This window comes from Sphingobacterium alkalisoli (genome assembly GCF_005049105.1).
GTDB classification, from domain to species: Bacteria; Bacteroidota; Bacteroidia; order Sphingobacteriales; family Sphingobacteriaceae; genus Sphingobacterium; species Sphingobacterium alkalisoli.
The window spans coordinates 479,105-501,399 of sequence record NZ_SUKA01000002.1; the positions used below are offsets into that span (position 1 = coordinate 479,105).

The 22,295-nt window shown below is 43.9% G+C and carries 14 protein-coding genes; 2 read left to right on the forward strand and 12 right to left on the reverse strand.

Annotation, left to right across the window (positions count from 1 at the left end; genetic code table 11):
• Nucleotides 1–254: 254 nt before the first annotated feature.
• Complete coding sequence (locus tag FAZ19_RS07735) at nucleotides 255–1,484, reverse strand: FecR family protein (RefSeq protein WP_136820145.1); 1,230 nt, start codon at nucleotides 1,482–1,484, stop codon at nucleotides 255–257.
• Nucleotides 1,485–1,597: 113 nt separating this feature from the next.
• Nucleotides 1,598–2,188, reverse strand: a complete 591-nt coding sequence (locus tag FAZ19_RS07740) for an RNA polymerase sigma factor (protein WP_136820146.1) — start codon at nucleotides 2,186–2,188, stop codon at nucleotides 1,598–1,600.
• A 348-nt stretch (nucleotides 2,189–2,536) separates the two neighbouring features.
• On the opposite strand from FAZ19_RS07740, the gene FAZ19_RS07745 reads away from it, so the two are divergent.
• Complete coding sequence (locus FAZ19_RS07745) at nucleotides 2,537–3,544, forward strand: SDR family oxidoreductase (RefSeq protein WP_136820147.1); 1,008 nt, start codon at nucleotides 2,537–2,539, stop codon at nucleotides 3,542–3,544.
• A gap of 173 nt (nucleotides 3,545–3,717) precedes the next feature.
• Here FAZ19_RS07745 and FAZ19_RS07750 read toward each other — a convergent pair whose 3' ends face one another.
• The 10 genes from FAZ19_RS07750 to FAZ19_RS07795 all read right to left on the reverse strand — a co-directional run bounded on the left by FAZ19_RS07750 (nucleotide 3,718) and on the right by FAZ19_RS07795 (nucleotide 20,764).
• The gene (locus FAZ19_RS07750) at nucleotides 3,718–5,562 is read right to left on the reverse strand and encodes a carbon starvation CstA family protein (RefSeq protein WP_229707391.1); all 1,845 of its coding nucleotides are present in this window, start codon (nucleotides 5,560–5,562) and stop codon (nucleotides 3,718–3,720) included.
• Between the two features lie 92 nt (nucleotides 5,563–5,654).
• The gene (locus FAZ19_RS07755) at nucleotides 5,655–7,979 is read right to left on the reverse strand and encodes a glycoside hydrolase family 3 N-terminal domain-containing protein (protein ID WP_169305604.1); all 2,325 of its coding nucleotides are present in this window, start codon (nucleotides 7,977–7,979) and stop codon (nucleotides 5,655–5,657) included.
• 93 nt (nucleotides 7,980–8,072) lie between these two features.
• Nucleotides 8,073–9,293: a hypothetical protein gene (locus tag FAZ19_RS07760; RefSeq protein ID WP_136820148.1), complete on the reverse strand. Its 1,221-nt coding sequence runs from the start codon at nucleotides 9,291–9,293 to the stop codon at nucleotides 8,073–8,075.
• A gap of 10 nt (nucleotides 9,294–9,303) precedes the next feature.
• Nucleotides 9,304–10,653, reverse strand: coding sequence for a glycoside hydrolase family 2 TIM barrel-domain containing protein (locus tag FAZ19_RS07765; protein WP_136820149.1), 1,350 nt, complete (start codon nucleotides 10,651–10,653; stop codon nucleotides 9,304–9,306).
• Nucleotides 10,654–10,655: 2 nt separating this feature from the next.
• Entirely contained in the window at nucleotides 10,656–12,296 is a 1,641-nt protein-coding gene (locus FAZ19_RS07770) for an FAD-dependent oxidoreductase (RefSeq protein WP_136820150.1), read from the reverse strand.
• 18 nt (nucleotides 12,297–12,314) lie between these two features.
• The gene (locus FAZ19_RS07775; RefSeq protein ID WP_136820151.1) at nucleotides 12,315–13,901 is read right to left on the reverse strand and encodes a RagB/SusD family nutrient uptake outer membrane protein; all 1,587 of its coding nucleotides are present in this window, start codon (nucleotides 13,899–13,901) and stop codon (nucleotides 12,315–12,317) included.
• 10 nt (nucleotides 13,902–13,911) lie between these two features.
• Nucleotides 13,912–17,181: a SusC/RagA family TonB-linked outer membrane protein gene (locus FAZ19_RS07780; protein ID WP_136820152.1), complete on the reverse strand. Its 3,270-nt coding sequence runs from the start codon at nucleotides 17,179–17,181 to the stop codon at nucleotides 13,912–13,914.
• A gap of 94 nt (nucleotides 17,182–17,275) precedes the next feature.
• Nucleotides 17,276–18,421, reverse strand: coding sequence for a FecR family protein (locus FAZ19_RS07785; protein WP_136820153.1), 1,146 nt, complete (start codon nucleotides 18,419–18,421; stop codon nucleotides 17,276–17,278).
• A gap of 50 nt (nucleotides 18,422–18,471) precedes the next feature.
• Nucleotides 18,472–19,053 carry an RNA polymerase sigma factor gene (locus FAZ19_RS07790; protein ID WP_136820154.1) on the reverse strand — a complete coding sequence of 194 codons (582 nt, stop codon included), beginning with the start codon at nucleotides 19,051–19,053 and terminating at the stop codon, nucleotides 18,472–18,474.
• Between the two features lie 301 nt (nucleotides 19,054–19,354).
• Nucleotides 19,355–20,764 carry an alpha-L-fucosidase gene (locus FAZ19_RS07795; RefSeq protein WP_211245460.1) on the reverse strand — a complete coding sequence of 470 codons (1,410 nt, stop codon included), beginning with the start codon at nucleotides 20,762–20,764 and terminating at the stop codon, nucleotides 19,355–19,357.
• 117 nt (nucleotides 20,765–20,881) lie between these two features.
• On the opposite strand from FAZ19_RS07795, the gene FAZ19_RS07800 reads away from it, so the two are divergent.
• Nucleotides 20,882–22,291, forward strand: coding sequence for a sensor histidine kinase (locus FAZ19_RS07800; protein WP_136820155.1), 1,410 nt, complete (start codon nucleotides 20,882–20,884; stop codon nucleotides 22,289–22,291).
• Nucleotides 22,292–22,295 lie beyond the last annotated feature (4 nt).

Here is a 22,295-nt window from a genome sequence, read left to right on the forward strand (position 1 = left end):
GCATAAGCAATTTAAAAAATAATGTTGAAAAGACAGTGGTTTCTGAGGTTGATTGAAACGTGTTTTGCTTTTCATTAACTGAAAAATATTGATACATTTGTTTACCGATTTTTGGACATAAGCATCCCATCTAACGAAGAGGTATGTCATGTTATTCATAATTTGTCGTAACTACTGATCGTGATTCCGGAAATTGGCGCTAGGGGCGTGGCTGCGCTCCTAGTTTTTCCCGAAAACACTTATTTATATTGTGTTTAAGGTATTACCATCACCCTCCTTTCGTTTCCTTTTTGTTGAATATCGAATCTAAGTCCGGTGGTTGTTTCCAGTATTTCGAGGACTTCCTTAAGTGTTTTGGTACGCGAAATTGTACTGATATACTGCTGTTGGCCGGTTTCACCTAAATATTGTATCTCCACATTATACCAGCGTGAGATCTGACGCATGATGTCTTGTATGGTAGCTGCTTCGAAATAGAAATCGCCATTCTTCCAGGAAAGCTCCTTATGTAATGCTATTTCTTCCACAACCAATTCGTTGAGGTGATTGGTAGCGCGCTGTCCGGGTTTTAAGACTAACGGGCTCGATGTACGGGGTGTTGTAAGGGAAATAGCACCCTCTTCGAGTGTAATGCTACTGGTGTTCTCTTCTTTATAGGCCTTAACATTAAACTTGGTGCCCAATACTTGTATGCTGGATGGACCGGCGTGCACAATAAATTCCTGCTTTAAGGCTATATCGCCGTCGGTTACCGATTTTTTACTCACCTCAAAGTAGGCTTCGCCTTCGAGATATACTTCGCGTTTCTTCCCGCTAAATTGTATCGGAAATACGAGTTTGCTGTCTGCATTCAGGGATACTTTAGTTCCGTCCGCAAGTATGATCGTATAAACGCTTCCCTTGGGTACGATAAGTGTATTGGTTAATACCTGGATCGAGCCGGTTTCGCTTTGTTTCGGCTGATAAACGATTTGATCACTGCGGCTTAAATCTATGCCAACAGCATGATCTGTACGGCTATTTCTGGACATATTTTTGTTGATATGCACCTTCTCTCCGTTGGACAACACTAAAATGGCCTGGCTTTGTGCTGGGGCAACGTCTACTTTAGCGTATTTGACCGAATGTGCCTGATCAATGTCGACAGGTTCGTAGACGGTATCGGAATGTGTGACGGATGTCGGCTGATTAGCCGATGACCAGTATAGGTAGGTTGATGCGCCAAGGATCAAAACAGCTGCGGCTGCAGACACCCATTTTTTCCAACTCGTGGTAGGACGTTCTTCTTGTATGTGGGCCTCCAAATGATTCCATACGGTTGCCAAATCGTGTTCTAGTTGTTGTTGTGGAATATCGTGTACGGATGAGCTACGCTTGTGGGTGATATACCAGGAATCGATAAAGGCCTCTTCTTCCTCGGTACACTGTCCTGCGGCATATCGTTTCAGTAAATAGCTATCTATACGATGATTCGGTTCTTCCACGTTGTTTTCATTGTGTTGTTCTAATGGGTAAGACAGTTACCTCGTGTCTTAGTCCCATAAAAAATGTGCTTTTTTAAAAGAAAAATTAAAAAATTCATTTCGTATCTTGAAAACTAGGACTCATTGGGTATTATTGCAAGAATAAATAGCAATAGAGGCAGTTTTGATCGCAAGAGCTTTAATGCATTTGTAATCTGATTCTTCACTGTTTTTTCCGTAATGCCTAATTTTTCGGCGATTTGTTTATGCGTGAGGTGTTGAGATCGGCTTAGCTCAAAAACCTCCCTCATTTTTTTGGGGAGTTGGCTAATTTCATAATCAATTATTTCCTGAAGCTGCTTCTCGCGAATATGATGGTCGGTGTCGGCAATATAATTTTTGGAATAATGGGAAATGTTTGCAAGGTAGTTGTCTACCACTTTACTGTGTGCAATATGATTAATGATCGCGTTTTTAACCGTTTGATAGAGGTAGGAGGAGAGCTTGACTTGATCGGGAAGCTGGGTTCTCAAATCCCAAATTTTAACAAATACTTTCTGAAGGATATCTTTGATTTCTTCGCGATCGTGGACAAATCCATACGCGTGGGCATAGAGTGGTGCACTGTACCGTTGATAAATTACAGCAAAGGCCTTTTCGTCATGTTGTCGAATAAGGTCAACTAATATTTCGTCAGATAATATGCTGTAATCGCTGTAACGCATGCTGTTTATTATTCATAATCCTGGTGCCGTGGATTGCCATCTTGTCGGGATTTTAACTGATTCACTAAGATTTCTTCGACAAATATAAATTTTTTATAAAAAAGTAACCTATATGTTGCTATGTTTTTACTTTTTATAGATGCTATGAGCGAAAAAACACCTCGTTCTATCACTACACCTGCAAATATTCGGATGCAATAGCCGTTACTGCGTAGTAATAGGCGCGCTCAGGCATATTTTTTTAATTTTTATACCCACAAAAACCTTATGCTGCGTTAGCCGTTGATACCTTTACAGGCGGTAATGCCTGTAAGTTTCATTAATTGATAAAGTATAAATTGCTATCGCATGAAAACGGAAAATAGTATGACACGAAGGAAAGCATTGAAAGGTCTGGGAGCGAGTATGGCGACTATTGCAGTCGGGAGTTCCCTAGCGGGTACCGCTGGCAAATATACCGGCTCTACGGATAATCCTATATTGGAAAACCCCCTTAATAAGCACCCGAAACCGCCTTATAAAAAACAGATTCAGCCTCATCCAGGTTTAGCATCAAAGATGGATCCAGTACCCGATCATGGTGAAAAATCATATAAAGGTAGCGGCCGACTGAAAGGTCGTAAAGCGCTTATTACAGGGGGAGACTCTGGTATAGGCCGGGCGGCCGCCATAGCATATGCAAGGGAGGGTGCGGATGTAGCAATAAATTACCTTCCCGCAGAGGAAGAAGATGCTAAGCAGGTGATCGCATTGATTCGTGATGCAGGGCGAAAAGCTGTGGCAATACCAGGCGATATTACCAGCGACGATTTTTGCAAAAAGCTAGTTGAAGATGCTGTATCACAACTTGGTGGCTTGGATATACTGGTGAACAATGCTGGGTATCAGAAAAGCAATTTATCAATCATGGACATCAGCGACGAAAGTTTTGATGCCACCATGAAAACGAATATTTATGCACCTTTCTGGATTACCAGAGCGGCACTGCCACATCTCCCACCGGGATCCTCCATTATTGCTACTACCTCTGTACAGGCGTATGATCCTTCGGAAAATCTTTTTGATTACGCACAAACGAAAGCGGCAAATGTAGCTTATGTAAAATCGCTAGCGAAGCAGCTTGGACCTAAAGGGATCCGCGTTAATGGTGTGTCGCCTGGTCCTGTATGGACCCCTCTTCAGGTATGTGGAGGGCAGGAGCAAGACAAGCTGATAGAGTTTGGTGGTGACACACCGCTGGGACGCGCTGGACAACCTGCTGAACTTGCTTCTATATTTGTACAGTTGGCCGATAACAGTGGCAGCTATTCAACCGGACAAATCTATGGTGCAGCGGGCGGCGGAGGGCATCCTTAGCTAATCCGAACATGCGGAGTTAACGGAGGTATATGTTTGGAGTTGACAACAGATTACTGCAAAATCCCGAGTATATTTCTCGGGATTTTGATCTTTAATATGGACGATTTTGTTAATAAACCCCTGTCTTTGCGTTAATCCCTTCACGGTTGAAAGGAAGGAGATATTATGAATTACCGTTCGACTAGTTCTTTTACCTCTTCCCCGTACATATCAATGTGTAGTGTTTTGGTTTTAAGCAGCCCGTACCACTTGCGGAAAGCACCAATAAATACGATGAGCATGAGTAACATAGCAATAGCGGCTAAGGATGCCAATAGGTATTGCTGATTGGGTAAATACATGTCTTTCACCTGGATGTAACCTGCCCAAAAGGTGATGAGAGCCATAAATACACCGGGAATGGCAGAAAATAACGCATATTTTCCGCGGTTCATCCGTATAAGCATCGTGGTACATACAATGAGACCGCAGGCGGCCAAAAGCTGATTGCTGATGCCAAAAAGTGGCCATATGCTACTTACATTGCCAGTGTAAACCAAATATCCCCATGAGAAAGTGAATAAGGAGCTACTGATCAGTATGCCCGGGACCCAATTTTTGTTTTTAAATTGAGGGATAACGCCTGCAAGCATTTCTTGTAGAAAGAACCTTCCTACACGTGTGCCAGCATCTATGGCTGTCAAGATAAAGACAGCCTCAAACATAATGGCAAAATTGTACCAATAGGCCGTCAGCTCATCCATAAATGGTATATTGTCAAATATATGGGCCATACCTACAGCAAGGGATACTGCTCCACCTGTACGTCCATGAAGATCAATCCCAATCTTTTCTATAAAATGTTGGAGGTCTACTGTATGGAGATCTGGATGCGCCGCTAAGAAGTCCGCATAATTATGGATAGGTGTATTGATGGCAAAATAGTCTCCGGGCATCAGGGTGCAGGCGGCAATAAGTGCCATTAGCGCAACAAAACCTTCGACAAGCATCGCGCCGTAACCGACAAAAAGGATCTCTTTTTCATTGGCTAGCATTTTTGGTGTGGTGCCGGTAGCGATAACGGCATGGAATCCTGAAATGGCTCCACAGGCAATGACTATAAAGATAAAGGGTAGCACTGGACCTCCAATAACGGGACCTCCGCCATGGATAAAGGAGGTTAGCGCAGGCATTTCCAATGTGGGATGCACAAATAGAATACCGACGGCCAGCATTAATATGGTGCCTATTTTCAGGTAAGTGGAAAGGTAATCTCGCGGTACCAACAGCAGCCAGATCGGTAATACAGAGGCTACAAATCCATAAACGGCAATAGCGATAGATATTGTATGCACATCCCAGTGGAATAGGTTGTTGATGTGTTCGTAGCCCATCAGATCATGCCCGGCAAAGATCCCGATCAACAATAGCACACCACCGAGAATACTGGCAAAGGTGATGCTGTTTTGCCGATATCGCATGATCAGTCCCATGATTATTGCAATGGGCATGGTGATAATGACGGTAAACAGTGACCAGGAGGCTTCATGCATGGCACTGATGCAGGCAAGCGATAATCCAGCCAGCGTAAGTATCAAGATAAAAAGCACGGCAACACCGGCGATGGTACCCGTTGCTGGGCCTATCTCTTTGGACGCAATCGAGGCCAAGCTTTCACCTTTGTGCCTAACGGAGGCAAACAGCACGACCATATCGTGTACTCCACCTCCAAGTACGCAACCGATCAAAATCCATATGGCGCCAGGTAGATAACCGAACTGGGCAGCTAAAACAGGACCTACCAACGGTCCGGCTGCGGCTATGGCAGCAAAATGATGGCCAAACAGAACGTGCTTATTCGTTTTGACATAATCGTGCCCATCGGCAAACTCCACCGCAGGTGTTGTGTTTTTGTCATTGAGGCGAAGAACTTTGCTGGCGATGAATATACCGTAGAATCGATAGGCTATCGCAAATAGGAGTAGCGCAACAAAGACCAGCGTTAAGGCATTGATGCCATTAAGAAATTCCATCATATTTTGTATTTAATGGTGTTAAGATACTATTTTATTAGATTTATTGCATGCTATCGTGGAAAGAATAATGTAATATTTCATCTTGGTGTATTTTAATGTGAAACCATGAGTTTGCGGTGTAAAAGATCTTTTTGTGCTGAACTTCCACCTGCCATCAGGGTAAAACTTCCCGGTTCAAATGTGTATTGGCCACGGCCATCATAATAGTGAAATACCTCATTGTGTAAGGTAAAATATACTGTTTTCTTTTCTCCTTTCTTCAACGCTATACGTTGAAAGCCACATAGGCTTTTCACTGGACGGGTTGTCTTTGCATAGTCGTCACGGATGTAAAGTTGAACAACGTCTTCACCATCCATCTGGCCGCTATTTTCAACTTCAATAGCTACTTTTAGACTGTCTTGTAAGGTAATGTGTGAAGCACATTCGATACGATGGTACTTGAAGTTGGTGTAGCTCAGGCCATGACCAAAGGGATAAAGAGGGTCTTTCGGACCATCGATAAATGCATGGGCAAATTGGGAGGGCTTATGATTGTAGTAAATGGGTATTTGGCCACCGTGGCGGGGAATACTCATGGGTAATTTTCCGCTTGGATTGACCTTGCCGAACAATATCTCAGCGATAGCACGACCTCCGTGGGAGCCGGGTTCCCAAGCTTCTATGGCGGCATCTGCCTGCTCGGCAATCCAGGGCGTGGCGAGAGGTCGGCCATTGATGAGTACGGCCACCAATGGGGTTCCTGTGGATTTAAGGCCTTCAAGTAGGTCTTGCTGCATACCCCAGAGGCTAATATCCATACGATCTCGGTTTTCACCGCCAGTTTTTTCTTTCCAATGTTGTCTGAAGGAGTCTTCGCCAACGGCAGCGATGACGATATCTGCTTTTGAAGCTAGTTGGATCGCTTTGGCAATGGAATCGGCATCCAACGCCCGAAGGTTCCACCCGACATCTACGTAATCTACTGCTATACCTGCTGCCTGATTGCGTATGCCTGCCAATAGCGTGGTGAACTGATCTTGTGGTTGATCGAAAACCCAGTCGCCCATCATGGCCTGATTGTTACTGTTTGGACCAACAACCAGTATCCGTTTCTGTGTGGTCAAAGGCAATACATTAGATTGGTTATGTAAGAGTACAATTCCTTTGCGTGCAATCTCCAATGACGTCTGCTGATGAACATTCGTAAACAGAGCATCTTGGGTAGTGTTTGGATCGACATAGGGGTTTTCAAACAAACCGAGCTTAAATTTGGCACGAAGGATTTTCGCACAGGCACTGTCAATACGTACGGTGGTTATTTTTCCTTCTTGAACCAAAGATTTTACTTCATCCATAAAAATGGGACCATGCATGTGCATATCAACACCGGCTTCTATACCTAGCCGGAAGGCTTCTTTGAGATCTTCGGCTAGACGGTGCTTGGTACTAACTGCTTCCATGTCCATCCAATCGCTGACCACAAACCCCTCAAATCCATATTCGTTGCGGATAATATCGTTTATTAGCCAACTGTTTACATGGCACGGCATCCCATTCAGCTCGTTGTGGGCAGGCATGAGGGTGTACGGTTGAGCCTGCTGAATGACCCGCTTGAAAGGTTCGAGAAATACATTTCGCAATTCTCCTTCTCCCAGTTCAACAGGAGAGGCGTTGGTGCCATTGTTTCCAATGCCGCCTGCAACAAGGTGTTTGACACAGGCCAACACACTTTCACTCGTGTGCCATAGGGTTCCTTGCAGGCCGGTTACGGCGGCTATTCCCATCTGCGTAACGAGATAGGGGTCTTCTCCGTATGTTTCGCCGACGCGCCCCCAGCGTGGGTCGCGAGCGATCTCGATATTTGGAGAAAAGGCCCAGTGTGATCCGGTAGCACGCATTTCTTTGGCTGTTTGCCGATAGGATTCTTGAACCAAGGCTGGCGCAAAAGAGGAGGCCATCGTGATAGGGGATGGGTATATGGTGCTGCCACGTACGAGGCCATTGCCGTGGATCGCGTCAATTCCAATTAATAACGGGATCTTAAGCGGACTCTGAGCGGCCAACTGCTGTAGGTGATTGGCTTCGTTGACATCCAGCACATGCAAAAAAGAACCGATCTCACCCTTTTTGACCATGCGCTCTACACCTTCGGAATGCAAGCCTTTATAGAATCCGCGTGCATGACCATGCAAAAGCTCTTCTTCGGAGATGTTTTTTTCGGCATCGCGCATGTGTTCGAGCCCAACGTATTGGCACATCTGCGCAATCTTTTGTTCTAAGTTCATACGACCCATTAGGTCATTGAGACGCTCTTCTATGGGAATATCTGGACGGAGGTATAAGGGGGGAACTACCTGTCCGCTCAGTGATTGGGATATGCTCATAAGGGTGCTCAAGAGCAAACTCACAAGCAACCCTTTTCTTCTTGTTTTCATCCTTTGTTTTTATCTTTCTATGAATAGCTAATGCTTTTAATGGTACAATGAACCGATCCCATTTTAGAGGGGATCGGTTCGGTTGTTATTCAGTTAGTCCTGAATTTTAAGGTCAACGGTTAATACACCGGTGTTGTTATTAGCTGTCCTGGATTTAACATACAGCACCCCATACTTACCTTGTGCCGTCATGAAGACGATAGCGGCATTGTTGGCCATAGCTCCTGATGTTGCGGATGGCGCTACACTCGAACTGCTGTATAGACTTTCGATGGCCGCGCCTGATTCGATCGCATCAAATTCGGTTCTACTGAGATCGATTTTTTTGATAAGTGTACTGTTTCTTACGCTCCAGTTGGCCATGGCATCAGCACCAAATAGCGCGACAGTATAAATATTGTCTGCAACAGAGGCTAATGTAGGGGAAGTGATATTGTAACTAAATGTGGATCCGCTATAAAATGTCACGAGATCAATTTGTGCTGCTTGTTGGCTTACACCAGAAGGTACATGAACTTCGCCTGTATGGGCATTCAAAAATGGGCCTGCGGCGGTACTGCGCTGGGCACCAAGATTTATATCAAAAAAGTTCTTGAAGTCTACAGTGTTACTGCGGACAATACGTAATTGAAATTCTTGACGCACGACATTGCCTAACACATCCATTACCTCGAGTTGGAAGGTCAATGTTTTCCCGATATCGCTTGCTGTAGGGGTATAATCAAAACGGTAATCTGCCAGTTTTGGGTCGGCAAAACTTTCCTGCGTGAGTGCGGTTATCTCTGTACCATCCAAAGAAGTCTTAATATACTTCAGATCCAACTCGGAAGCAACTGCTATATTGAACGTGGCCGTCTCGTTATCCAGAATTTCTTCTGGTCTATCTTCGGGCAAGGTAAAAGTGATCGCTGCTGGGGCGGATTGTACATAGATCGTGAAATCTTTCTTTGCGGTGTTTCCGTCTTCATCATCCACACGCAAATGGAAGATTAAGCTTTTGCCGACATCGGTGTCCAATGCCTGATAGCTGTGTTTTATCGTGATCTCCGATGCCGATGTAGCTTCTTCACGCTGTAGCTCTTCTCCATTCAGGCTTAAGATGCCGGTTTTTAACACTGCTGATGAGCTACTTGTGACCGTAACATCGAATTCGATCTTATCTTTGGAGGTCACGGATACGGGGATGGCCTGATGGAGCACGATGTCGACCGATAGATCGGGTTTCACTGCGATATCGTCTGCTGTTTTTTTGCACGAAATCAAAAGCACGATAAGATACAGTGGAATACTAAAAATATGGAATCTAGTTTTCATAAATTTCTTGTTATTCAACATAAAATGGAATGACGGCACTGGCAGCCTTCTTGTTGTTCTGATCGATTACAAAAATGATCAATCGGTAGCCGCCTGTTTCGTTAGGTGCGTTAAAACTAATACTGGGCAATGTTGCATCCGTAATTAGTCCAGCAATACCATTCGGCAGACTGCCATCTGCTGCTGCGCTTTTTTCCTTAATGATGCGCCAGGCATAAGTCAACGGATCATTGTCGGGGTCAGAGGCTTCTACAGTCGCTGTATTTGTCGAGTTTTTTGAAACGGTAATGTTTTCTTCTGCGCGTTTACCGTTCATCAATATTTTGCTGCGATCTTGAATTACGGGTGCTCTATTTGTTGGATAGGAGCCGGTCCACGCGTATTGCATGGCATCCACGGCGGCAAAGGTATTGCCCTGTTTGTCAAACATACCATACCAGGTGAGTACTTCTCCGTGGAGTTGATACCCCCACAGAAATACAAACGAACCAATACAGCCTTGTTGCCTATTCGCGACAATATGGTTTTGGTAAGCATCTAGATAGATCTGTGCTTTCTCTGTACTTGTCTGCTCAACGAGTGCTCCCCAATTAAGAATGCGATCGGGTTCGGGATTCATTTGCCAGGTACCGCGTGGGCCATATTCGGTGATCATGTAAGGCTTCTGCCAGCCAGCTGTTGCAAGGTTGTTCAATACCCCGGGTAGGTTGGGGGCATAGGTATTCACCGATAGGATATCGATCTCGGGTGCCATCTGGATAATGTGTTGTATATGGCTTACATTAGAGCTCGCTAATGTAGTCGTTGTGGGATGATTGGGATCTTCCTCGTGTATCATGGTGGCTATGTCATTGATAGCTGTCCACAATTTGGTGTTGGTGTAGCTGGCTTCGGCTTCATTGCCGATCGACCAGCACAGGATGGCTGGATGATCTTTAAATTGAAGGACTGCCTCGCGCATGGCTTGAAATTGTTGGTCAACGGCAGTTTGATTGTTGTAATCAAATCCATCGGTCTCCCGACGGATATAGAGACCGAAATTAACGTACATCCCAGCGGCATAAGCTTTGTCGAGCGTGGCTCTGGTGCTGTCGTTTACGCCATATGTACGCACCGTATTTGCGCCATATTGGATACCTTTGTCGTGAAAGTTATTGGCGGCAACACCTTTGACATAGAATTCTTCTCCGTCGACAAACATCTTCCATACACCGTCTTGCTGCTCCAGGGTGACGACTGCTGGCGGATCAGTTTCGACCACTTCAAAGGAATTGGGGGGAATGGGATAATCAAACGCATTCTCGCAACTGTTTGCCAATACGGCAAACAGGAGGTATACTATAGCATGATATATTTTCATGATTAATTGCTTAAGTGGATAATTTGCTGATCTTTGATCAACTGATCGGCTAATTTTTCATACGATACTTTTTGTACCGTAGTGGATCCGTCTATTGCCATTGAAGCAGCTACGGCTGCAGATTGACCTAGGATCATATATACGGGTTCCATACGGATGCTGCTATAGGCAACGTGTGATGCAGACATACATACAGTAACCAATAAATTGGTACATTCTTCCTGTTTTGGCGTAATCGCATAATAGCTGATCGGATATGGGGTAACGGGCTGAAAAATAGTGCCTTCATTCCGTAGTTTTCCATCTTTGTCTACTACCCGTGAAACGTAGTGGCAGTCTAAGGCATACGATCCCAGACCGATAGGGTGTTCAGCATTTTTGCGGTTCTCTTTGCTAACATTTTTTTCATGCATAACGTAGGTGCCTATCATTCTCCGTGCTTCTCTTACATAGATTTGATATGGGAAATGCCCACTTTCGTTGAATTCATCTTTTGCTAATCCCCAATCGCTCATCTCTTTTCGTATGTGAGCAGGTACGCGTTCGTCGTGCTCTAGGAACCACAGCATCCCGAGTGCATAATCTCTATGGGCTTGTTCTATCTTTGCACGTTCTTCGTAGTTTGCCTCGGCATAATCATAGCTCGCGCCAAAGAAATCGAGATGATTTGTGTCGGTTTTCCGATTTGGCATAGGGGTTAGGGTGATGATTTTTTGCAGTTCGGTTTGGGGATTTAACTCCAACTGACGAGCTAGAATCTCGTACCAAAGGGCATTGTAATTTGCCGGCTTTTGAACTTTTACCCGATTATTGGGGTCATCTGTTAAGGTAACCCTGTAGCAATAGGCTTGCACTTTTTTATCGGCCTGTCCATTTTCGGATGTTGGTTGTGCATCAACGAGGGGTAACAATCCCGACGATTTGTCGCCCTTTTTGATATAAGGATCGATGGCGCTTAAATCAGTTCCCTGACTGTAGTTGATTCGGTAGCCATTTAAGGTTTCGTTGTACGCTGTGTTATTTTCTCGACCTACGGTATAGGAGACCCCGGATTGGGCCAATAGATCGCCTTCGTAAGATGCATCGATGAAGACTTTGGCTTGGATTTGTTTATCGCTTTCTAGCAATAGGCTATTGATCTGCTTCTTTTTCATTTTTACACCTTTTCTAAGGTCAATACGTTCGTTAAAAAGAAGTTCAACCCCGGCCTCGCGCAGCATGTCTAGCATGATTTTTTCGGCAATATGGGATTCATAGACCCATTGCATTTCGCGCTCGTCGTTTTTGCCTTTATAAGTCCGCTTGAGCGATTTGATAAAGAATGCATCCCGTTCCTGGTTTTTCCAGGATTCCGGTTGTTGGTAATATTGGAATATACGTTGGTAAAACTCGCGTGTGATCCCGCCAACTTTGTCATTTCTATTCATATCAGTGGCTGTAAGACCTGATGTGGCAAGTCCGCCTACGTGCGCTGTTTTGGAAATCAGGATCACTTTTTTACCAAGACGACCGGCCTGGATCGCAGCAATTACGCCTGAAGCGGATTCTCCATACACACAGATGTCGTATTTTTCTTGAGGGCTCGTTGCGGTCGCGGTGTGAACAACTAATATCGTAAAGAGGTATAGCAAATATTTTTTCATGATAATTTTTTTAAGGGATTAATTGTATCCTGGATTTTGCGGGAAGTTTTCAACTCCCATATTAATAACTTCGGCCTCTGGAATGGGCCATCTTATAAAATGCGGATTGGCAGGAAGATTGGTCCTTCCAGCAACGGAAGCCGCTATTTCTGGATCGCCAGCATAGTTAGTGACCTGTGAAATAAGGATTCCTAGACGCTTGAGAAAATACCAACGATCTCCTTCGAAGGCCAGTTCTCTTGCCTGCTCATCGATAATGTCTTTAATGGTTAAGGTGCCTGTAAATGCAGTGTTGCCGGCACGTTGCCATGTTTTGTTGTAATATTCTTTTGCCAAGCTTTGATCGCCTTTCATCAAGGCTGCCTCCGCGCCCATGATATAGGTTTCAGCAAGACGGTAGAGAATATAGTCCTTGTAGCTTCTTGTTTCAAACGGGGTACGGGTCCAGATATCGCCATGCTTGGTACATCCGGGATAAACGTTACGGTTTTTATTTCCATTCTTGTAGAGCGGAAAATAGGCGCCTGGTGCTACTTGTGTTGATCCGTAAGCTATGGTATTGTTGGTGGTATTTCTATACCGATGGATGTAAAATTGGGTGAAACGGTTGTCCTTGGTTTGATCATAGAGCGAGAAGAGATAGGGGCTAGGCAGTACTCGTCCATAGGTATATCCCCAGTTTTCGTAGCTACATGCAAATTCGGCTGTTCCTCCAATTTCTGTACGGTACAATCCAATGAAATAGGCTGCAAAGTAGTTGCCTCGCGGTGTTTCATTGGATAGATTTCCTCCAGGGTTTTTGCTCCATTGCTGTACCATCAAGGCCTCATCGTGATTGAGATCGGCCGCATTGAAAATACTGTCTAGTGCTATCAGCTGATAACCGCCAGATTGTGTGATGCTTTCGACTTGTTCAAGTACAGTGTCCCAATCTTTTTGCCACAGTGCAGCTTTTGCTTTGATGTGACGGGCAGCAGCGCGGTTGAAACGCCCCGGTTCTATCGATTTCCAGTCCAGATGGGTAATGGCAAAGTCAAGGTCGTCGTGTATCAAGGCAAAAACCTCTGCATTGTTTGCTACGTGATAATCTTTCGGCGAGTCTACGTTTTCCCAAGTGGTGGGACTGGTATTTAACCAGAGCCTGTCATAGGTCCGATAGAGTTGAAAATAGGCCTGTGCACGAAAACACCGTGCTTCAGAAAGAATCGTATTTAACCGGTCCGTTTGCTCCAAATTTTCACCTGCTGCAATGATCTCATTGGCTTTCCCAATGATTTGATACATGGTACGCCACATATGGGTTACCTGCGAGGCGGAGGAGCGTAGGTTGTTTGGATCGTAGATACCAAAGAAGTTTCCGGTTCCACCATTGCTTACGGCGAGATCCGTGCCACGTTCATGTGCGAAAATAGTCGCATTCTCAGTATCGTTGGCGTAATTTCGCAATAACGCATACAGAGCGTTTACAGCAAGGTGTAGTCCCTCTTCGGTACTATAAATGTATGCTGCGGAATACTTTGTCTGGTTTTCTTCGTCAAGCCATTTCGTACATGATCCGGCGAGGATTCCAACGCTAATGATGCTATATATGATAAATCTTTTCATGATATTCTAATTAAAAGGAAAAGTTCAGTCCGAAAAGCATGGTCTTGGGTTCGGGATACTGTCCTGGATTTTGTTCTGGGCCATAAGCCATCACCTCGGTCGAGGTCCATACGTTTGTCATGGTTCCAAATACCCTAAGATTATCCAACTTGATCTTTTCAAGGTATTTCTTTGGAATATTATAGGAAAGACCCAAGTTTCTCAACCTGATGTAGGTCGCTTTTTGATAGGCTGCAGCCGAAAGAAACGCTGGTGTCTGGTTCATATTGGGGGCAGGAGCTTCCTGGGATGGATTATGTATTGTCCAATAATTGCGACGGATTCCGTTGCGCTTGCCGGTAAGATCTCCTCCGCTTTCAAAGCTGGTTAAGTAGGAGTTGTATAGATAACCGCCACGAACGTAATACAGATCTGCCGTAAGATTGAAGCCTTTGTATTCAAATCCGGTGATCAGCGATCCGATCCATTTCGGATCGCGATTGATTATAATACGATCGTCAACGGAGATGACATTGTCTGCATTATTGTCTTTTACGCGGACAGCCCCCGGCTTGGCATCTTTCATCGCTGAATTGGCGATATCATCGTCGAGTTGCCAGATGCCGTCAAATTCGTAATCGTAATACACGTTCATCGAATTGCCAATAAACCAACGGTTGTTGATGTCATCAGTCTGTGTGCCATCTGCATTGGTCTGTCCGTCGATTTTCTTGATCTTATTCCGGTTGAGCGTAAAGTTGATGCCCAGATTCCATTTGAAATCCGTCGTTTCTACCGGGATGGTATTTAATCCGATTTCTACGCCTCGATTCTGAACGTGTCCTAAGTTGACCAGCTGACTGGTATATCCCAATGTGGATGAGAGGGATCGTTCTACAAGTAGATCGGTTGTCTGCGTATCATAAAACTCGAGGGTACCATTGATGCGCCCTCGCAGAAATCCGTAATCTAACCCGAGATTGACTGAAGTAGAGGTTTCCCATTTTAGGTTGGGATTCTGTAACTGGGCATTGGGCAGGTAGCCAATCTGCGTTACATTCCCAAATTCCGTAAGGTATTTATCCGCTAGTCCTAATGTGGTGTAGGGGCTGATGCCCTGGTTTCCGACCTGGCCATAGCTGAGTCTTAATTTCAAATCAGACACTGCGCTGACGTCTTTTAGAAACGTTTCGTCTTTTATCCGCCAGGCAAACGCGGCAGATGGGAAGTAACCGTATTTGTTATTTGCCCCAAAAACAGACGAACCGTCGATACGCATAGCTAGCGATAGGATGTACCGGCTGTCGTAATTGTACCGTACGCGTCCCATGTAGGAGAGTAGTCTCCTGTCGGAAAGCTCGTACACCGGGATGCCATGTGTGCTGGCAGAGGCGATGGCTTGATAGGAGAGGTCATCATTGGCAAAGCCGAACCCTGTATTGGCAAGGCGTTTCCATTGAATGACATTGATACTTTGCATCGCGGTGGCATCGATATGGTGCTTGTCGATATCCTTGTTGTAGTTCAGGATGTTTTCGACTAGGTAGTCGTTGTATGTGCTTTCGGATACTTCGGCTTCTCCTTGATTGTTACGCCCGGTGCTGTGCAGGATTCCACGGTACACATTATCTTGTACCTTACGGTTATTCAGACTTCCATTAACCCGAAATGATAGGGATTCGCTGATATTCCAGTCTGCAAATAGGTTGAGGTTAAACCGATCGGTGACGCTAATGTTCTCGGAGTGATCAATGTTCCAAAGTGGGTTGAAATGTGACTCGCCGGCTTCGGTTACATCTTGTCTGAGGCTACCATCGGTATTATAAATCTGCGCCAAAGGAGGCATGGTGATATAGGAGTTGAAACTACCATCTGCTATGTTGCGGAAGGATTTGGTGTAGGCGATGTTAGAACCCAATGTTACCTTGTCGAACAGCTTTTGATCTACATTTAACCTGCCAGTAAACCGGGTGAAATCAGAGCCCGGTACCATACCATCTTGAAACAGATGCCCGACACTGAGAGCGTATTTTGTTTTATCACTACCCGACTGTATCAGCACGTCATTCTTGTTTTGTACGGCGGAATTTAGCATCACTTCTTCCCAGTTGACGTAGTCTTTCGATTGGTACACTTGTCCCATTAGGCCCCTAAATACTTCATCTTCTTCGTAGTATCCATTGGCATTGTAGAAAGCCTCTTTACGGTATGCTGCCCACTGCTCGCCATCGTAAAATTCGAAATTGCGATCTAGCGACTGATTACCGACATAGGAGTTGACATTGATCTTTGTCGTGTTGCTCAAACCTCTTTTGGTGGTTACCAAAATAACGCCATTCGCTGCACGAGCTCCATAAATAGACTGAGATGAGGCGTCTTTCAAGATTTCTACAGATTCAATCTCGTTGGGGTTGATGTCGTCGATACTGGCCGTAGGGATACCATCTACAATATATAGTGGATCGTTTCCTGCCGATAATGATCTGCGGCCACGAATCAATATGCTTGAACTCCCACCAGGCGATGCGTTGGCCGTCGTGACCTGGATACCTGGGGCCGCTCCTCGAAGCATTTCATTTAGACTGGTGGACGGAACTTTATTGAGTTGCGTGCCGCTTACGGAAGAAACTGCCCCGGTCATATCCTTTCGTTTTTGAACACCATAGCCTACGACAACGACTTCGTTGAGATCCATATAGGTTTTGCTCAATTTTACGGTGTAATCTTCTTGATCGCCGAGCGCAACTTCCTTTGATTCGTAGCCTAATGTGCGAAAGGATAAGGACGTAGCGGACCCGGTCACCGGCAATGAAAAATTGCCTTGGCTATCGGTTGAGACCTGAACCTTTCCTAAGTTGGTCGATACGGTCACATTCGGCAAAGCCTGTGCATTTTCGTCGAGAACTTGTCCGCGTATAACGCGGTCCTGAGATTTTATATTTTCCGTTCTACTTTTCCTTTTGATAATTACTGTATTATCTTTGAGGGTGTAGGAAACGTCTAGATCTTGCAGCACCCGGTTGAGCACGCTTTGGACACTGGCATTGGTAAAGGTAGCCGTGATCGTCCTTTTTTCATTGAGATCTTTTGTGGAGTACATGAATTTGAGACCCATCGTTTCGTTGAGTTCACGAAAGACTTCTTTGATGGATGTCTGTTTAAACGTAGCAGTAATAGTATTCTGTTGCCCGAAGCAGATTCCGCCGGTAGTTAACCATAACAGAAAAAATAGGGTGGAACAAAAGATTCTTATACTACTACGGCTTAAATGGTTATTAATTATCAGTAGTAATTTATACATTTGAATATTGATTAGTTTATAGCAATCTGAACAATCGCGCCTAAACTCTTTAGGCAACGAATTAGGGGTGTTTGCAGCATCCCTAATTTTTGGTTTATCGCTGGCTTTCTTTTACATATATTTTTCCTCCTTCTTTTACCGTGTTTATATTATTGGTCATTTCGATTATTTGTAAGGCATCTTGAATATTCTTATATCGTGTGATGATACCGGTAATAGGAATTTGTGCGATGGATTTGTCCACATGAATTTCTACACTATACCATTGTGAAAGCTCTTCCATGACGGAGGCTAATGTTTGATCTTCGAAATAGAACAGGTTCTTTCTCCACGCATTTACTTTGTTGGAGTCTTCTGCGCGGACGACTAATATATTCGAGCTGCTTCCATTAAGTATAGCTTTTTGATCTGGTTTGAGCAGGGTGCTTGTTTTATATAGATTATGTGTAAGCTTTACCTTGCCTTCTACGAGATGGATGCTTTCTTCATCGCTATCACTTCTGTTGATGCTGAACTGGGTGCCTAAAACCTCTATTCGTTGTAAAGGAGTATGCACTGTGAATGGTATAGCCCGGCCATTTATTTGCTGTTTGGCTACGTCAAAATACACTTCGCCCGTAGCGACTATGTCCCGATGGATCAAGCCAAACTGAGGTGATATTTCTACTTCTGCTCCCGAATTGAGCCAGATCTGGGTGCCATCTTCTAACAGAAATGTAAAAACGTTTTTAGTCGGATTTTTAACCACTTTTGGAAGTTTGCTTTCATTCTCCTCTGCACGTGCAGCAAATACCAATACTTTCTGATCGTCAATAATTTTATAGGAAGTGCCTTCTGGCGGTTCTTCGCCCAAGGCATAAACACTGTCACTACCGACTAAAAGGATTGGAGTTTCTTCATGAGAACTTACTTGTCCGTATTGTGGCTGTTCGGCTTGTTCCTGACGAAGATTAAAAAGAAGTATTGATGCTGCGCCAATCAAGACAACCGCTGCTGCGACCTTGACTGCTGCCCAAGGGAACGAAATGACTTTGGGGTTGGTGTTTATTATTTTGTCGATGTTGGATTTGATCTCCTTTGATATGGATTCCATATCGCTCTCTTGGACATTTTCTTCGGTGCCAACAGAATCGTAGAACGTGTCAACAAATTTCTCCTGCTCTGTAGAAGCTTTTCCGGAGGTATATAAACGAAAAATCTTAAATAACCTATCTTTTATCTGATGACGTTTCTTGTGCATGGAAGAAATGTTTATAATGGTTGCTTTCTTCTATGTCGTAAAAACAGGGGCTAACTCCCAAAAAAAAGTATAAAAAATATAAAAAGAATTTTCTGAAATATGTTTTTTAGTATGGATATCGAGTTAAGTGTTTGGTTTTGAACTGTTTTTGGAGATATGTTCAATAGGTCACTAATTTCTTTGGTACTAAGTTCCTGTTCAAATTTTAGTTTAAAAATTTCTCTCCGCTTTTGGGGTAAGCGGTCGGCAAGTGTACTGATAATGTCTCTTAGTTCGTTATCGAGCAACTTGCTATCGGCATATTCACTATCTTCCAGGATATCTACAAACTCTTCGATTTCCTTTAGGTGAAAATCTTTCTTCCGGAATTGGTCAATTACTTTAAATTTGACTGCTCGGCTTAGATAGTGCTCTATATGATCAATATTGCTGCTTTCTCTTTTGGTCCACAAGTCTATAAAGATATCTTGGATGATATCTTTTGCCAGGTCTTCGTTATTCAGTTTGTTAACGGCTTGCTTGTATAACGATTTCCATGTTCTACCATACAGCTCATCAAATGCCTTTCTGTCTGATTGTTTTATAGCAAGCATCAGGTGGGGAAACGAAAGTATGGTATAATTGATGGCCATATTTTGGAAACTTCGGTGTATAATGAGTATCGACAATATTAGAAAATCTAAATTGTAATTCAAAATAAATCATAAAAACGAGTAACGGCTTCGGCTCGAGCACAATTGTGGTAAGACCGGTTAAGGTCTCTTTAAGATAAGAAGTGCCGAGTACAAATGTGTTAGAGCTTTTGATATCGTTGGCTGAATGGGCCCATTTGTAACGAAGATGGATAATGGTTAGATGTTCTGATGTAAAATCCCGAGAAATACACTCGGGATCTTGATCGTTATAGTAAGGTGTTGTCTAATATGGTGTAGGTCACCTTCTTTCTTGGTAAACACCTACTTCCGATAGGACGGCTTGTCTGTTGCTGGGTGTGATCGTCAGACGTATTTTTTGTCCGATAACGCTGTCAAATCGGAAGATTTTAATTCGTCCCTGTATGGTGGGGGTAGCGGAAATGGCTTCCCACTTTCCGTCTTTCAGATAAGTTAGTTGATAGCTGGACGGTCGATCTCTGCCTTCGGTAACGACAACAGTGTTGAAGGATATGGATCGTGCAAAGCTTAATTCATACCATGGTTTGCTAGTGGATGAATTGGATACCCAGGCCGAACCAAAATTATCGTCGTTAGCAAAATCCATTATGTTCATGTCGTCGCTCCAGCTGCTATTACTCTCTACATCTTTTGCCAGGTTACTGGCGAGGATAGGGTAGGCGTAGTCTGGCAATTCCTGATAAGAGGCCGATGCAGTATACACTTTCCCCATTTCCTCTAGGGCGGCTAAGGCATTTTGATCTATAAGACCGTCTTTATTGGGTGCTACATTTAACATGAAATTGCAATAGGCCTGGTTGTAAGGAATGACAAAATCGTGGATAAGCTGCTTGGGATCTTTGACCGGCGTAGTGGGAAAAGAGCTTTTCCAGAACCAATTCTGCTGTAATGGTAGACAGGCCATCGCAGGCAATTTATTGTGTTCTTTGGAGATAAATTGACCAGCTCCCTGCTCGTACGATTTGATATCTGTATAGAATAATGCGTCTCCCGGATATTTAGCCGAATTAAGCTCCATGACCAAACAATTTGGTTGGAGCGATTTTACCAAAAAGTAAATATCATCGAATGGAATGTCATCATACGATATCCTAGACCATGGTGCATCCCACCCGTCGATCACCAAGGCATCAATCGTTCCATACTGGGTCAATAGCTCACGCAGCTGCTCTTTAATCAGTTCGACGTGTGCTTTTGTGATCTGGTTTGGCCGGATACCTTGATAGGTGTCAAGTATCGAATAGTATAGCATCACGCGCAAATCGCTTTTTCGGAAGGCTTCTGTAAATTCTTTTACTACATCACGCCCCAGTGGTGTATTCATGACATTGTGATCCGTTGTCTTGGTAGCCCAGATCGGAAACCCGCTATGGTGTTTCGTGGTGAGACAACCATAGGTCATATGCGCTGATTTTGCAGCTACTGCCCACTGGTTGGGATCGAGCTTAGGTGAATTGAACAAGGATAAGGGTGCATCGGGATCGGACCAATCCTGATCCATGAAAGTAGGCATGCCATAGTGGATAAACATACCAAAACCGAGGTTGACAAAGTCGAGCTGATTTTTCCGAAGTGCGACTTCCCGTGTCTGTTGTTGACCATAAACACTATCCATGGAGAAGGCCGTATACAGAAAAGCGAGACAAAATAGAAAATACGTTTTATTCATAATTTGTTTAGATAAGATAAAGGTATAAAGATACTTCGAAAGCGTGGATCTGAAGCCTAACAGAAACCTAAATAAAGCTTAACAAATGCCTAATGGGAAGGAAATGAAACGAAATTAATGGTAGCTTTAACCATGCAAATCAAAGCGAATCCGATTTTTTATAAAGGAGTTTTAATAGGTAGTATGCTGGCGCTAATTGCCTTATTAACGGTGCTGGTTTACAATACCTATAAGTTGAAGGATGATAACCTGCTATTTGTGCACAAACAAAAAATTGTTGCTGCTTATGGAAACTATGTGAAAAATGATAAATTGTTTCCCGGTGGCGATGTTATATTTCGGGAAGTCTTTGAATATAGTTTACCGGATTTGATTGCTATCGGTGACAGCACTGCGTTTTATCGGAATGGGGATGCGCTAGTGCGGCGTTTGCTGGGGCGGCTGCGTGAAAGTAGTCCGATGGACAGCCTATTCTATCAGATTGTTGTCGATAACGGTCTTGAGCGTAATTTACTGTACCGGCTTTCTCTGGATCGGTTCGAGGTGGCTAAGGGATCTGGAAACGAATGGAACACGATTTTTGATTCGAAAGATAATGGTGCGACGGCAGTCATTTCTGGTAATCTTCTCCAGGTAAACACCAATAACAGAATACTGGAGCTTTCCATCAATGATCATCAGGGAGAAGATTATCGGTTCACCTATAGCCTATATGTGGATTCTCCTAATCGGGTTTGGAAAGTGCTATCCGCAATGGCACCTGTTTTTTTCGCATCCTTGATCTGCGTACTGATCATTATTGTGATCAGTTATGCTACCTTTCGTAACTGGATAAATGAACGGAAAGAAGGAAAACTTAAAACCGATTTTTTGCAACATATTCGGCATGAATTTAATACACCCATTACAACAATTTTAGTTTCTGCAAGTAATCTAAAGGAAGGCGAGAAGTTGGCTATAAAAGATGTTAGGGAGATGGGGCATATTATTGAGCGGCATGCGAAGCGACTCAAAACCTATGTGAAACAAAGTATTGACTCGGTGATGCTGGAGGATCAGAATCCGGATTTCGAATTGCTGGATATTAATCAGTTGACAATAACCTATCTGAGCGATATTGCCCTGAGTATGACCAGCCAGATAGCGATAAACTATGATCCGTACAAGCAACCTATTTATGTGGATGTCGATCCGATGCTTTATTTTCCGATATTGAATAATCTGGTGGAGAATGCGAATAAGTTTAACTTTTCCGAGGATAAAAATATTAACTTGAGGTGGGAAAAGCTAGATGGAGATTGGATACGCTTATACATCTGGGATAACGGAATGGGTATCCGTGAAGTGGATAGATCGAGGATATTTGATAAATTTTATCGATCGGCTACCAAACAGACTGTGGCAGGACTGGGATTGGGACTTTATTATGTAAAGATCAGCGCGGAGAAAATGGGTTGGATTGTTCGTTTAGACAATACGACAAGAATAGGCGCCTGTTTTGAAATAGATATCCCGCTAAAAAAGTAATCTA

Excerpts from the sequence above, each read along its gene's own strand:
- FAZ19_RS07740 (WP_136820146.1), bottom strand. The coding sequence starts at position 2,188 with ATGCGTTACAGCGATTACAGCATATTATCTGACGAAATATTAGTTGAC.
- FAZ19_RS07745 (WP_136820147.1), top strand. The coding sequence starts at position 2,537 with ATGAAAACGGAAAATAGTATGACACGAAGGAAAGCATTGAAAGGTCTG.
- FAZ19_RS07750 (WP_229707391.1), bottom strand. The coding sequence starts at position 5,562 with ATGATGGAATTTCTTAATGGCATCAATGCCTTAACGCTGGTCTTTGTT.
- FAZ19_RS07755 (WP_169305604.1), bottom strand. The coding sequence starts at position 7,979 with ATGAAAACAAGAAGAAAAGGGTTGCTTGTGAGTTTGCTCTTGAGCACC.
- FAZ19_RS07760 (WP_136820148.1), bottom strand. The coding sequence starts at position 9,293 with ATGAAAACTAGATTCCATATTTTTAGTATTCCACTGTATCTTATCGTG.
- FAZ19_RS07765 (WP_136820149.1), bottom strand. The coding sequence starts at position 10,653 with ATGAAAATATATCATGCTATAGTATACCTCCTGTTTGCCGTATTGGCA.
- FAZ19_RS07770 (WP_136820150.1), bottom strand. The coding sequence starts at position 12,296 with ATGAAAAAATATTTGCTATACCTCTTTACGATATTAGTTGTTCACACC.
- FAZ19_RS07775 (WP_136820151.1), bottom strand. The coding sequence starts at position 13,901 with ATGAAAAGATTTATCATATATAGCATCATTAGCGTTGGAATCCTCGCC.
- FAZ19_RS07780 (WP_136820152.1), bottom strand. The coding sequence starts at position 17,181 with ATGTATAAATTACTACTGATAATTAATAACCATTTAAGCCGTAGTAGT.
- FAZ19_RS07785 (WP_136820153.1), bottom strand. The coding sequence starts at position 18,421 with ATGCACAAGAAACGTCATCAGATAAAAGATAGGTTATTTAAGATTTTT.
- FAZ19_RS07790 (WP_136820154.1), bottom strand. The coding sequence starts at position 19,053 with ATGGCCATCAATTATACCATACTTTCGTTTCCCCACCTGATGCTTGCT.
- FAZ19_RS07795 (WP_211245460.1), bottom strand. The coding sequence starts at position 20,764 with ATGAATAAAACGTATTTTCTATTTTGTCTCGCTTTTCTGTATACGGCC.
- FAZ19_RS07800 (WP_136820155.1), top strand. The coding sequence starts at position 20,882 with ATGGTAGCTTTAACCATGCAAATCAAAGCGAATCCGATTTTTTATAAA.